We start from the raw sequence: 12619 nt of genomic DNA, 5'->3' as shown, positions 1-12619 counted from the left end.
ATTTCAATAATTTCAAACCCGTTGCTCGCAGTACTGAAAGACGCAGAGAGCAATCCACTGTTAGCACAGATGCCCCCCAAACTTGGCATGCTAGAACTTGCGAGGGCGGTGCGCAATCGCCCTATCACCAAAGAAAACGTTTCTGAGATTCCGCTTTCCCGTCGCGACGAACTTATCGACGTATTCAAGTCTATTGTGGTTCCAACCAGCGCTGGGATTGAGTTTATATCTAGCGTCCAGAATATGCTCTACCAAGGCCTGCTGCAACGTAACCCGCACATAGAAGCCAATCGGCAACGCATAAATGAGACATCCGAGCTAAAAGGTGCGGAGCTGAAGACTGTTCCTTGGTTTCCCACATTTGCGTCGGGAGCGATTCTCGAAGCCATCACCGGAATGGGCAAGTCGCAAATACTTGATCGATATCTATCGCTATTGCCCACGGTGATTGAACATCACGGTTTACCTGAATGCCAATGGGCCAAGCTTAAGCAACTGGTTTACCTAAAGGTCCACATGCCGTCAGACGGTTCGAGGGGCGGCTTTCTTGAATCGGCATTTCTTGCGTTGGATGAATCCCTTGGTTCTAACTACCGCCAGCAATTCAAAAGCTGGACCGTTGAACGCAAGACCGTCATGTTCTTACATCTACTCTCCCTCCATCGATGCGGACTACTTGTAGTTGAAGAAGCACAGGAAAAAAACCTAGCCCATACAGCGTTCGCACGAGAGTTTCAAACCTTCTTTTTGAGGGTCCTCAATTGGGGAATTCCTACGGTCGTGCTCGGCAATCCTCTGGCCTTCACGGAACTGCGGAGCTTCTCGCAAGACGCTGATCGCTTCTCGGAGGGGGGATGGCACACCATGCTTCCCGCCAACGATCCGACAGATGATGAATGGGTCAAACACTGGATGCCGGGATTATGGAAACCTACTCTTCTCGATGAACCGGATGTTCCATATTCGCCACTCCCAAACAGTAATGCAGAGCCCACGTTAGATCACTTTATATGGAACCGAACGGCCGGTGTGCCAAGGTACTTGTGCCGACTTAGGCGCGAAGTTCAAAAACGTGCACTCTTCACGCAAAAACCGATCAATACGGAGATGATCGATCTTGTGTACCGTAGCAGCAAAACGTTTGACAGCATCCGCACTCGCATCGAGGCGATGGTCGCGAAGGACTGGAAGAAATTGCAATCGTTCTCTGACATACCTGCCGATACGTTCAGACAACTGTGGTGCAGAGACGAGAACAACAAGCCAATGCCTCCCGACACCCAGCGTGTAAAGGCACAAAAGCCTGAGCAGTTGGCTGACAAACCTAAGCAAAATACTCGAAGCAAGACGAATGCACTCAAGACCTCATTACCTCCCCCTCTGGATGAGGACTTCCAGAAGTCTCAAATACGCTACCTCACGCTTGCAGCAAAGCAAGTTGATGCCTGAACATGGCAACTGGAATCAACCAGGAGCTCTCATTCATCCCAGCGTGGAGAGGCGATGAGTCTCTGTATTCGTGGGCCAGTTCGTTTCACAAAATTTGTGGCAATGGTTCGCACCGCGATACTGGAACACTGCTTTTCGGCGCTGCACATGCCTGCAAGGAACGCAATGCCCCTACAGGGCTTCATCACTTTGTGCAAGTTACCGGCGGGAGCCTCGGCGAGGTGCTTCAGCTTCTCAGAACTCGATGCTCCATTGGCCTGTTCATACCCTTCCTGACGTCGGCCAGGCGAGCAATTTTTCTAGACCGCACGAATTCAGTAGACGGACCAGGATGGACGACAACGCTTGGCATGTCCGCAAGCGGTCTATCTCCGAACTCACACTTACGGTACTGCGAATCATGTCTGAATGACGACATCGCCAATCAGCTGTTGCCAAAATGGCGATGGCCCCACCAACTGGTTGGATCATGGGTCTGCTCAGACCACTCTCAACCTCTTAAAACGGTGATACACAAATCATTCACCTGGATACTCCCAGACGTATCGATTGGTGAATATCAGCACGCAGAGCCGACACCAACTCAACTCGAAGTTCTTCGAAAAATGTCCTTGCTCGCGCAATTCGCGGCGCATCAAGAGCATCTCGACCTAAACGCATTACGGCAATCAGCATTGAACGAATTGCGGCGACAGGGCATTTCGAGTTGGTCGCACCCATTGAGCAAAGACAGATTGGCTGGGTGGTTTGCAGCCTCGTCGTTGGCTCAGTGGCTGCGAACCGTCCGGTCTCCTGAATCAAGCCTGGCAACAGGTAGTTGGATTCACGACCTATTGAGGGGACGTCGAGGGGACCACCCGTTGAAGTGGTTGCTACTGTGGTCTGTACTGTTTGCACATGATGCTTCAAGCCAACGACGTTTCTCAACCCCCTGGTCTGAGCCTCAATGGGATATTTTTGGTCAGAGCAGTCTTTGGGTAGAAGAATGCATCGGCCTACCGTCCGACATCAACCAAATTATTTTGGACGCAAAGACTTTGGCTGATGCCGCGAAGCAGCTTGGATTAACGACCGGGGCACTTCGCAATCGCCTTATAAAACTTGGAGAGTTCGGTGGCAGCTTTCGCAGAGAGCAAGGCATACCTTTGCGCCGTCAACGTGCAATGAACTCAATACTCAAATACATTGCACATCGACCCGACTGCACACTCGGTGACGTTCATCGAGAATGCAAAGCTGCCGTGTCCTGGCTCAGAGCGAACTGTCCGGAGGACTTCGCGATAGCAACGCAAGAGCTGCGAGTGCAGTCTTCGCGACAAATGCTCCTTCTCTAAGCACACGCTAGGTCGAATGGCTATTACTAGACAAATCGACCGCAGGATTGCTTAACACCCTAGATGCAGAAACCAGATGCACTTGACCACTGAGCCCACGGCACGGTGACCACGCGTTCCACCCACCCTCTACCCGGCCGACCAGACCCGTGTCACTATTGCTGAGAATGGCCGGATGCTGTCGAAGCGACACGAACGCTGGCACAGTTCTACAACGACAGAGCCCGTTGGTCTGAAGTACAGCCCTACATGCAGTGCTTGCTCGAAATGGCCGATGAGCGCCACAACTCCTCACCGGCAGAGCCATTCCGCTGCCGTTGATGCTGACCACGGTCGGTCACACAACTGATGCGGCAGACCGCCTAGTCTTGAATCAGCTGAGCCAGAGCTTTGCGCTTGCTCAACTTAAGAATCTTGGAGATGCGATCCAGCTGTGCTGCACGGGGATGCACCTTACCGGACTCCCACTTGTAGACAGACAACCAGGAAGCCCCCACAAGCTGCGCCATCTGCTTTTGAGTGATGCCCAGTTCGGCGCGCTTATCTGCAAACTCTTGAGCGTTGAAATCGCCGCCAGCAGCTCGCCTGGGAGCATTCGCCGCAGCCTGGGCGTTCGGCGTATTGGGCGCTTTGGTCAAACGCTGTGCGGCTTGCAACTGCGACGCCAATGCTTTGACTTCACGCTTCAAGGCTGCAATCTCAGAACGATGGCTGGTGATGATTTTGCGCATACCCTGGAGCTCAGGCTTGAGTTCCTTGCGGGCCATCCGGATGACTTCAGCACGAAATGCATTGGAGAACGTATTCATGCCTGCGATGTTACGGGATCGGACCATCTCGCGAGCGTGAGTATTTACTGCGTTTCTGCTGGGCGAGCAAAACAAAACCGCCTGAGACCAACGGCCAGAGGCGGTTTTGAATGAGGCCTGTGAACCCACAGCCTGTGGTTTATTACTTGGCTGCTTTGTCTGCCTTGCGCTTGGCAGCCTTTGGGTCCACCACAGCCTTGAATTTGGCACCCGCTACAAACTTGGGTACTGTGGTTGCTGGGATCTTCAGGGCCACCCCCGTGGAGGGGTTCTTGCCCGTTCGAGCAGCGCGCTTGGCGGACTTGAAAGTGCCAAAGCCCACGAGTTGGACAGCGTCGCCCTTCTTGACAGCAGTTTGGACGGCATCAATGAAAGACTCCAGCACTGCTGCAGCAGCAGCTTTGGACAGGTCGTTCTTTGAAGCCAGGATTTCAACGAGTTCTGCGCGGTTCATAGGTGGTCAATGGGTAGAGGTAAAAAGGGCCTGTTTATAACGCCATTGCATGCAAATGTGTGTGTTGAATGACGGGTGCTCGTATCAGAGTGAATTGCAGTAATCAGGAATTAAACCAAGTGCCCTGCCAGAGCCATTGGCCATGGAGAGCATTCAGGCCCAATAGGTAGAACCCCAACGACATGGCTAGATGTTCACCTGAGATTCGGTTGCTTCAGCACCCACTCACTGAACTCCCACAGACTTTCATGCTGGGAGTGCACGGCATCCAGGTCGGGTCCAACATTGGGAGTGCCGTTGCGGCCACGATGAATCAATGCCAAGTGAACATCAGGCCGAATGCCTTTGAAATACGGAAGGTAGTCGTCTACGAAGGCCACAGGTGCTAACTGGTCCACCGCATTCGCCTTAGGACTGCGGCCAGACACATCACCGCCAGTGGCAATCACCGTTTCGATAGGAAACCCCAAATCGCGCAGGTTGCGAAGGCGGGCTTGCTCAAATTGAGGCTGCAGCGCTGTGACGCACACCAGATGAAACCCCGCATCGTGCAATAGATGACAGGCCTCCACTGCTTTGTCCAATGCCGGAATAGTGGACCAGAATGTCTCGTCCATGCAGTCCCTGAACTGTTGACGGCGCTCTCCCGTGAGTTGGTCAACACCCCAGCGCTGCATGGGCCAATATGCCTGCGGATCGATCTCCTGCGGAAGAATCCCAAATGCGCGTTGCCACGCGTGGGCGTAGGCCAGGCTGTAGTCCAGAAGCACGCCATCAGCGTCCAGAGCAATGGTGGGCTTTTTCACGACAAGCGACTCCTGAGATTGGCTTATTTCGTTGAGACGATGGTCAGATAACGCGAAGGCACTTCATCGGTCAACCAAACCTGATTGTCTGCTTGGTAGAAGGAAACTCCATCTTGGGCCATTTGCCGCGCATCGATCGCCAACAGAACGGGAACCCCGTACCTGCGCCCAACCTGAATGGCAGTGTCCTTGTTTTCGCTTAAGTGAACGTGGTGACGTTGACGCTTTTGCAGCCCCGTCGCCAGTATGGAGCTGATAAAACGCTCAGCTGTTCCATGAAACAAGATCGCTGGCGGATCGATGGCTGTAAGCCCCAAGTCCACATCGACAGAGTGACCTTGATTGGCTCGAATCCGGGTGCCGTCATCACTGAATGAAAAGCGCTTCTTGTCGTTGGTTTGAACGACGAATTGAAGCAACTCAAGTGACAGGGTGTGCTTTGCCAGAGACGCTTTGCGCAGCAACTCATCAACGTTTGCCCAGCCGTTGGAGTCCAGGTCCAAGCTAATCACTTGAGGCTTGTGACGCAAAACCAGACTCAGGAATTTGCTGGTTGCCACGACTTGTTTTTCTGAAAATTTCATAGGTTCTCCCTTTTTTGTTTTTATAAATTAAGTTGTACTATACAACTTGTGGGTTGTGCAGTACAACTATTGACCTTGAGAGATCAAATTTGTGAAACCTCAATTGCCATCCTTGGACTTCCCGCGTCCCATGGTCACCGTGGATGTCGTCATCTTTACGGTTCTGAATGACACACTGAAAGTTGTTTTGGTACGCCGACCTTCCGGTGAGGGTGAGCCGTATCCGAGTCGTTGGGCGCTACCAGGGGGATTCATAGACGTTGACCAAGATGCGAACCTGATGGAGTGCGCACTGCGAAAGTTGCGCGAGAAGACGGGGCTGGACGCCTCCTACCTTGAGCAGTTAGGTAGCTGGGGAGGTGTGAGGCGAGACCCTCGTGGCTGGTCCGTAACCAACGTTTTTTTTGCCTTGGTGCCAGCGAGAGATTTGGTGCTGAGAAAGGGCGCGAATGCTGCTGATGTTGACTGGATCGACGTTGAGGTCGCCAGTCGCAAGAGGTTAGCGTTCGATCATGGGGAAATTCTGGGCAGCGCTTTGGCGCGTCTGCGCAGCAAGGTGGAGTACACCTCCTTGCCAGCGTTTCTTCTGGAGGAGCCTTTTACCTTGCCTCAGCTGCAGCATGCTTATGAGATTGTCTTAGGGCGGCCCGTCGACAAAAGCGGTTTCAGAAAGCGCATGTTGGACGCTGAATTCATGGAAGAGGTTGGAATGATCAGCGGCGGCCTTGGTCGTCCTGCCATGGGCTATCGCTTGGTAGATCGCTCGCATGCCACCTTGTTTCCCAGAACCTTCAGTCCGAGGACTGAACTTGCTGACTCATAAGAATTGTCCGCAGTGAAGACCATCTGCTCGGCAGTAGCTCACAGCATCCACTCTGCAAAGGAGGACGCCCGTTGAATGAACAGATCGAACTGACCGCCATAGACAGATACCGTGGGTGTCTCCTGGGCCTCGCTTGTGGAGACGCTGTTGGCACTACTGTGGAATTTATGCCCAGGGGAACGTTTCGGCCACTCGTCGACATGCAGGGCGGCGGCCCCTTTGGATTGAAGCCAGGCGAATGGACCGATGACACATCGATGGCATTGTGTCTGGCCACTAGCTTGGTTCACAAAGGAGGTTTTGATCCTGTTGATCAAATGAATCGCTATTGCAACTGGCGTAGCGTGGGCTATATGAGTAGCAACGGTGAGTGCTTTGATATTGGCATGACCGTGGCTGCAGCGCTGGATCGTTTCATTTGCTCGGGAGACCCGTTTGCGGGAAGCCTTGATTCGCGAAGTGCTGGAAATGGTGCGCTAATGCGCTTGGCCCCCATACCCATGTTTTACAGGAACAGTGTTGCGAAGGTGCTTCAGTTTTCGGCAGAGAGCACTCGAACTACCCATGGGGCACAAGAAGCCATTGAGTGCTCGCGATTGTTTGGGCTATTGCTCAGGGCCGCATTGACGGGGCAGCCCAAGTCCCTGGTTTTGGCAAGTGCCGCTACAGAGGCATTTGGTCCCAGAGTTTCTGAGATCGCAAACGAGCGATACAGGACCAAAGCAGAAAGTGAGATCAGAGGCTCAGGGTACTGTGTGGACTCGCTGGAAGCTGCACTCTGGTGTTTCGCTAGTACGGAGTCATACTCAGAAGCAGTTCTGAGCGCGGCCAATCTTGGTGATGATGCAGATACGACAGCAGCGATCTGCGGACAACTCGCCGGAGCTTTCTATGGAAGTTCTGGAATTCCGAATCAGTGGCTTGATCGGCTAGTGATGCGCGGTGACATCTCAAGTCTCGCAGATGAATTGTTGAGGTGTAGTGCCCAATTTGCGATTCCCCCGTAACGCGTCTCGATACCGCCGCTTGGGCGCGGGTTTGGGTGGGGTTGGCGCTGGAGGCTTGGGCGGCGGCGGCGCAACCTTGGGAGCGGGCGGCGCAATGAATTCGCTGAGAAGCTCTGCCGGCACGATCACCTCGGCGGCCTTGCGCACCAGACCTGACTGCAGTGCCCAGATGGCGGCAATGTGGAAAAGCACGACGCTGCCGACGATGACGGTATTGCGGCTCACACCCCCGGAAGGGGCAAAACGATCTGGCTGCGACATAAAAATGATAGCTGCCAGCGCTTACAGAATAAGCGCTGGTAGCTATTTTTACGGCGATTTCAACAACGAAGTGAAACTACGCACACAGACCTACCTCACTCAGCGGAAGTGATGCGGGCACAAAGCCACACGAGGCTCTCTCACACACTGTCTCAATGCGTGTGACCACCGTGGGCAGCAGGCTGCACACCAGCACCCAGGGCCCGCACAGGTGCCTTTACTTCCACAGACTCACGCTTGCCATCCTTGCCCTCCACAACGTCTGCCACGTTTCCCGAGGTGCCAATGACCGCATGCGCCAGGCCTGAGTCCGCGTCCACCCCAATGTGCGCCTTCATGCCAAAGTGCCACTCATTGCCCTTTTGGCTCGAATGCATCTCTGGGTCGCGCTTTCTGTCCTTGTTCTTGGTGGAGCTGGGCGCTGCAATCCAGGCGGCATCCACCACCGTGCCTGCTTTGAGCTGCAGCTCTTTGGCCTTCAGCAGCGCATTGACCGTGGCCAGGATCTGATCGGCCAGCTTGTGGCGTTCCAGAAGATGCCTAAGCCGCAGGATGCTCGATTCATTGGGAATCTGTTCGTCCCAGTGGGTCAGGCCCGCAAAGTCCCGAAAGGCTGGCACGTCGTGCAGCGCTTCTTCCATGGCGGGATCGCTCAGCTTGAACTATTGCTGCATGAAGTGGATGCGCAGCAGGATTTGCACTGCAAAGGGCTGCTGACCCCGGCGACCACTCTCGGGGGCGTAGGGATCTATCAGCGAGACCAACTCGGCCCAGGGGACCACCAGTTCCATGGCATCCAGGAACTCGCGCTTGCGGCTGCGCTTGACTGTGTTGCCGTTTATCAGGCTGTTCGCAAGGTTTTGCAGGATTTCCTTAGTGAGTCACTTCTGCGTGGAAATCAACACGGTTTTCTTTCCGGATAGTTGTTGCCCGGCCGCTACGTAACAACTGTGCATTTTTGCCAATGAAGAGCAATAAATAGAAACAACATGAATTTCTAAGTACTATGAATTACAAGATCAGCTCAAAAAACCTAGTGCCATGCGATCTCTCTCCCTTCGTCAAAAGTTGCTTGCGCCGATAGCTTTCAGTCTATTAGCACTGCTTTCACTGACCATGATCAACGCCTACGATGCCAGGTCAAACGCATTTGAGGCGAGACGACAGGCGCTCAAAGATATCGTAGACGCTGCAGACAGTTTGATCTCCTCCATTGCGGCAGAAGCCAAAGCAGGAAAGTTGAGTGAGGACGAAGCCAAAGCGACTGCTATTGCCCGGGTTGGTCAGTTGCGTTACGCGAACGGGGCAGGTTACGTCACTAGCATCACTACCGAGTCTGTGGTGCTGAACAACCCAGCCAGCCCTGGAATTAACGGCAAAAACATGAGCGATTTCAAAGATGCCAAGGGTAATCTTTTGTATCGAATGATTGCCTCCACCGCCGCATCCTCACAAGGAAATGGCTATCTGACCTACTGGTGGCCTCGGCCCGGTGAGAAAGAACCCAGTGAGAAGGTTGCATACGCCAAACGTTCGACTGCTTGGAGTTGGGATCTCATCGCGGGCGACTACGTTGACGACATCCAGAAGGCATTCGTCTCAAGCGTCATCAAGTCGGTTGCAGCGCTAGCCGCACTAGGCGCCGTCTTGACGCTGATTGCGTGGACTGCAACACGCAGCGTTCTCAATGCCATCGGTGGAGAGCCCTCCGCCGCATCCGATATCGCCAACCGCATTGCAGCCGGTGATTTGTCGCGGTCCAAAGAAGATGAAGAACGCAGCGCCCCCGAGGGTAGTGTCATTGCCGCAGTAGAGAGAATGCGCGAACAACTGCATGAGTTGGTCACGCGCATTCACGAGACTGCGGGCGTTATCAGCCACTCGGCATCAGAGATCGCAACCGGGAGCCTGGACCTTTCGCAGCGCACGGAAAGCCAAGCTAGTTCTCTGGAAGAAACGGCTGCCTCCATGGAGGAACTGACGGCCACGGTGCGCCAAAACGCTGAAAACGCGCGGCATGCGCGGGAAATCGCCACGGGTGCGTCGGCAGTAGCTGAACAGGGAGGCGCGGTGGTAAATGAAGTAGTACACACTATGAACGGCATAACCGAGGCATCCAAGAAAATCTCCGAGATCATCGGCGTAATCGATGGCATTGCTTTTCAAACTAACATTCTTGCGCTTAACGCTGCGGTAGAAGCAGCCCGTGCTGGTGAGCAAGGCAGAGGGTTTGCTGTGGTAGCCAGTGAAGTGCGCAATTTGGCCCAGCGCAGCGCCGAGGCTGCGAAAGAAATCAAACAACTCATCGGCGCATCGGCTCAGCGCATTGAGACGGGTGCGGCCTTGGTCGACAAGGCAGGGGAGACTATGCGTGAAGTAGTCACGACGGTGCGTAGCATCACGGGGCTCGTCACCGAAATTGCATCTGCAAGCCAAGAACAAAGCTCTGGCATTGAACAGGTAGGGCTCGCCGTAAGCGACATGGACCGGGTGACCCAGCAAAATGCAGCATTGGTTGAGGAATCATCTGCGGCTACCCAAGTGCTTCAAGACGAGTCCCAAAAGCTCGCTCGCCTCATAACATCCTTTCGGCTCTGATCTTCGATCGCCGCAGTCCACCATTGAGTGGCGCGTTCACCATAGCCTGAGGGTCGCCACGGAAGACCTCATGCGTCCCGCACAAGTCACTACCTTTGGGGAAGTAGTAGCGTATTAACCCATTGTAGTTCTCGTTGAGTCCCGTCCCGTCCACAAGGCTTTGGATTTGGTAACGTTCGCTTTGGCTCAGATGGGTGTAGTTCATGGTGCACTTGGGTTGACTGGCAGGTCACACAAGTCATCTTCACTTACTTGTCTAAGCCTACCTTTTGGCAACGTGCACCTCGTTGTTTAAACTGCTGATAAAAATGACCATTTTCGCTTTGCAATCAGGCTCGTTAAGCTATTGAAATAGGAGCATTCGGCGGCTGCTGAAATGTGTCTTGGAGCCTCCTCCATGAACCTGCGATTTGTCGAAGCCTTTTACTGGGTGGCCTCCCTCAAAAGTGTGACGCGTGCGGCCGAAAAGCTGTTCCTCACGCAGTCGGCCATGTCCAGCCGCATCGCCGCGCTGGAAGAGGAACTGGGCGTGCTGCTGCTCGACCGGCGCGACAAGCACTTCAAGCTCACCGTGGCCGGGGCGCGTTTTCTGGTCTACGCCAAGCGCATGTTGGAGCTGCAGCGCCAGCTCAAGTCCGAGATGGGATCGGGTGGCCCGTTGGAGGTGTCGATCCGCCTCGGCGCCATCGAATCGGTGCTGCATTCATGGCTCATCCCGTGGGTGGAGCAGCTGCGCAAGGACAACCCGCTGCTGGAGCTGGAGCTGACGGTGGAGACCACCCCCATGTTGCTCGACCAGATCCGCCGCGGCACCCTGGATGCCGTGTTCGCAGCCCTGCCGGCAGCGGCGGACGGCATCCGCAGCCAGGCGGTGACGCCCATGGAGATGGTGTTTGTGGGCAACAGCAAGACGCACCGCAAGCGCCGCTACGCGCTCGAAGACTTTGCAGGGGCCGACATCCTGACCTTTCAGCGCGGCTCGCAGCCGCACGTGTCGTTGCTCGACACGCTGCGCCAGGCGCAGGTGGAGCCGCGCTGCGTGCACACCATCTCGTCCATCTCGGCCATGGTCCAGCTGGTGCAGGGCGGCTTTGGCGTGGCGACGCTGCCCCGGCTGGCCGTGCAGCGGCTGCTGGCGTTCCCGGACCTGCGTGCGCTGGCCTGCGATACCGCGCTCAAGCCTCTGCCCATCCACGTGAGCTACCGCGAAGACCCCTCGTCTCCGGCCATGGAGGCCGTTGTGCGCTCGGCGCTCAGCTTTATCGACGCGCAACAGCCGCCATCCAAGGTGCGCAAAGCACGCGCCTGAGCGGTCCCGTACGCGCTTCTTTGCGCACTTTTATGCGCTCCATGCACCGGCGCAGTGCATGGAGCGCAGCGGCTGCAATGTTTGTCCGGCGTCGCACGGACGCGGAGCGGGGAAGCAGCACTGCCAGCACACGCACGCGCTACAGCGATGAGAGTGCAATTTTTTGTTCGGGTTAACCCCTAAATTTCAAATAAGGGTTAATCCTAGAGCACCAGTTTGGTTCGCTCTGCCCCAATGAAGTGCATCGAAAAAATCGATGAGCTAAGAGAAAATTTTCGAATTTGCCAGCAGGCAGTGCAGCCCAACACAATCCGCCCAACGTCATGCAATTGACATTTCTCAATGCAAGGAAATACGGTGGATTCAGCTCAAGACAAAGCGCTGGCAGTGTTTGGCGCCGAGGGCATCAACAACCCCGGCCACGTGCGCAGCGTCGTCCGGCAAGGGGCCTGGGCATCGCACACCAGCGGCCTGGCGCATGGCCGGGTGCAGGGCAACCTGGTGATCCTGCCCGAGGTGCAGGCGGGTGATTTTCTGCGCTTTTGCCAGCGCAACCCCAAGCCCTGCCCGGTGCTGGCCGTGAGTGCGCCCGGCCAGGTCACGCTGCCTTCGCTGGGGCAGGGCATCGACATCCGCAGCGACGTGCCCCAATACCGCATCTGGCGCCACGGCGAGCTGGCCCAAGAGGTGACTGACATCACCGACCTCTGGCGCACCGACCTCGTGACCTTTGTGATCGGCTGCTCGTTCTCGTTCGAGTCGGCGTTGCAAGACGCCGGCATCAGCCTGCGCCACATCAACGAGGGCAAGAACGTGGCCATGTACCGTACCAACATCGCTACCGAACCCGCAGGGCCCTTCGGCGGCGCCATGGTGGTGTCCATGCGGCCCATGCCTGCGGCCGATGTGATCCGCGCGGTGCAGGTCACTTCGCGTTTCCCTAACGTGCATGGCGCACCGGTGCACATTGGCGACCCGGCACTCATCGGCATTGCTGACATTGCCAAGCCCGACTACGGCGACGCCGTGGCGCTGTTGCCTGACGAAATCCCTGTGTTCTGGGCCTGTGGCGTCACGCCGCAGTCCGCCATCCTCAACGCCCAACCAGCGTTCTGCATCACCCATGCCCCAGGTTGCATGCTGGTCACCGATCTTCTCAACCACCAACTCGCCAGCTTCTAAGCG

At 55.5% G+C, this 12619-nt stretch carries 10 protein-coding genes and 2 pseudogenes; 6 read left to right on the top strand and 6 right to left on the bottom strand.

The window, feature by feature from the left end; all coding sequences use genetic code 11:
* Nucleotides 1-21 precede the first annotated feature (21 nt).
* Nucleotides 22-1449 (top strand): hypothetical protein, encoded by a 1428-nt coding sequence (locus AACH87_RS01975; RefSeq protein WP_338797051.1) that lies wholly within the window; start codon nucleotides 22-24, stop codon nucleotides 1447-1449.
* Nucleotides 1450-3145: 1696 nt separating this feature from the next.
* Here the strand turns inward: AACH87_RS01975 and AACH87_RS01970 are convergent.
* From AACH87_RS01970 to AACH87_RS01955, 4 genes are all read right to left on the bottom strand, one after another.
* Complete coding sequence (locus AACH87_RS01970; protein ID WP_338797050.1) at nucleotides 3146-3592, bottom strand: helix-turn-helix domain-containing protein; 447 nt, start codon at nucleotides 3590-3592, stop codon at nucleotides 3146-3148.
* Between the two features lie 142 nt (nucleotides 3593-3734).
* Nucleotides 3735-4046 (bottom strand): HU family DNA-binding protein, encoded by a 312-nt coding sequence (locus AACH87_RS01965; RefSeq protein WP_338797049.1) that lies wholly within the window; start codon nucleotides 4044-4046, stop codon nucleotides 3735-3737.
* Nucleotides 4047-4240: 194 nt separating this feature from the next.
* Nucleotides 4241-4852 (bottom strand): HAD family hydrolase, encoded by a 612-nt coding sequence (locus AACH87_RS01960; protein WP_338797048.1) that lies wholly within the window; start codon nucleotides 4850-4852, stop codon nucleotides 4241-4243.
* Nucleotides 4853-4875: 23 nt separating this feature from the next.
* Nucleotides 4876-5436, bottom strand: coding sequence for an RNA 2'-phosphotransferase (locus AACH87_RS01955; protein WP_338797046.1), 561 nt, complete (start codon nucleotides 5434-5436; stop codon nucleotides 4876-4878).
* A 130-nt stretch (nucleotides 5437-5566) separates the two neighbouring features.
* Between AACH87_RS01955 and AACH87_RS01950 the strand changes: the two genes are divergently transcribed.
* Both AACH87_RS01950 and AACH87_RS01945 read left to right on the top strand, forming a co-directional pair.
* Nucleotides 5567-6259 (top strand): NUDIX domain-containing protein, encoded by a 693-nt coding sequence (locus tag AACH87_RS01950; protein WP_338797045.1) that lies wholly within the window; start codon nucleotides 5567-5569, stop codon nucleotides 6257-6259.
* Between the two features lie 71 nt (nucleotides 6260-6330).
* Nucleotides 6331-7266: an ADP-ribosylglycohydrolase family protein gene (locus AACH87_RS01945; protein ID WP_338797044.1), complete on the top strand. Its 936-nt coding sequence runs from the start codon at nucleotides 6331-6333 to the stop codon at nucleotides 7264-7266.
* 18 nt (nucleotides 7267-7284) lie between these two features.
* Here the strand turns inward: AACH87_RS01945 and AACH87_RS01940 are convergent.
* Both AACH87_RS01940 and AACH87_RS01935 read right to left on the bottom strand, forming a co-directional pair.
* Nucleotides 7285-7446 (bottom strand): annotated as a pseudogene (locus AACH87_RS01940) (energy transducer TonB); the annotation flags it as partial.
* 332 nt (nucleotides 7447-7778) lie between these two features.
* Nucleotides 7779-8393, bottom strand: a pseudogene (locus tag AACH87_RS01935) (IS5 family transposase); the annotation flags it as partial.
* Between the two features lie 175 nt (nucleotides 8394-8568).
* Between AACH87_RS01935 and AACH87_RS01930 the strand changes: the two are divergent.
* From AACH87_RS01930 to AACH87_RS01920, 3 genes are all read left to right on the top strand, one after another.
* On the top strand, nucleotides 8569-10125 hold the full coding sequence (locus AACH87_RS01930) for a methyl-accepting chemotaxis protein (protein WP_338797043.1): 1557 nt from the start codon (nucleotides 8569-8571) through the stop codon (nucleotides 10123-10125).
* Nucleotides 10126-10522: 397 nt separating this feature from the next.
* Nucleotides 10523-11434, top strand: a complete 912-nt coding sequence (locus AACH87_RS01925; protein WP_338797042.1) for a LysR family transcriptional regulator — start codon at nucleotides 10523-10525, stop codon at nucleotides 11432-11434.
* 405 nt (nucleotides 11435-11839) lie between these two features.
* Nucleotides 11840-12616: a putative hydro-lyase gene (locus tag AACH87_RS01920; RefSeq protein ID WP_338798823.1), complete on the top strand. Its 777-nt coding sequence runs from the start codon at nucleotides 11840-11842 to the stop codon at nucleotides 12614-12616.
* The last annotated feature ends 3 nt before the right edge of the window (nucleotides 12617-12619 follow it).

Origin of the sequence: Acidovorax sp. DW039 (assembly GCF_037101375.1) — a bacterium.
GTDB lineage: Bacteria > Pseudomonadota > Gammaproteobacteria > Burkholderiales > Burkholderiaceae_C > Acidovorax.
This window is presented reverse-complemented; position numbering and strand designations above follow the sequence as displayed.

Excerpts from the sequence above, each read along its gene's own strand:
- AACH87_RS01970 (WP_338797050.1), bottom strand. The coding sequence starts at position 3,592 with ATGAATACGTTCTCCAATGCATTTCGTGCTGAAGTCATCCGGATGGCC.
- AACH87_RS01965 (WP_338797049.1), bottom strand. The coding sequence starts at position 4,046 with ATGAACCGCGCAGAACTCGTTGAAATCCTGGCTTCAAAGAACGACCTG.
- AACH87_RS01955 (WP_338797046.1), bottom strand. The coding sequence starts at position 5,436 with ATGAAATTTTCAGAAAAACAAGTCGTGGCAACCAGCAAATTCCTGAGT.
- AACH87_RS01950 (WP_338797045.1), top strand. The coding sequence starts at position 5,567 with ATGGTCACCGTGGATGTCGTCATCTTTACGGTTCTGAATGACACACTG.
- AACH87_RS01930 (WP_338797043.1), top strand. The coding sequence starts at position 8,569 with ATGCGATCTCTCTCCCTTCGTCAAAAGTTGCTTGCGCCGATAGCTTTC.
- AACH87_RS01925 (WP_338797042.1), top strand. The coding sequence starts at position 10,523 with ATGAACCTGCGATTTGTCGAAGCCTTTTACTGGGTGGCCTCCCTCAAA.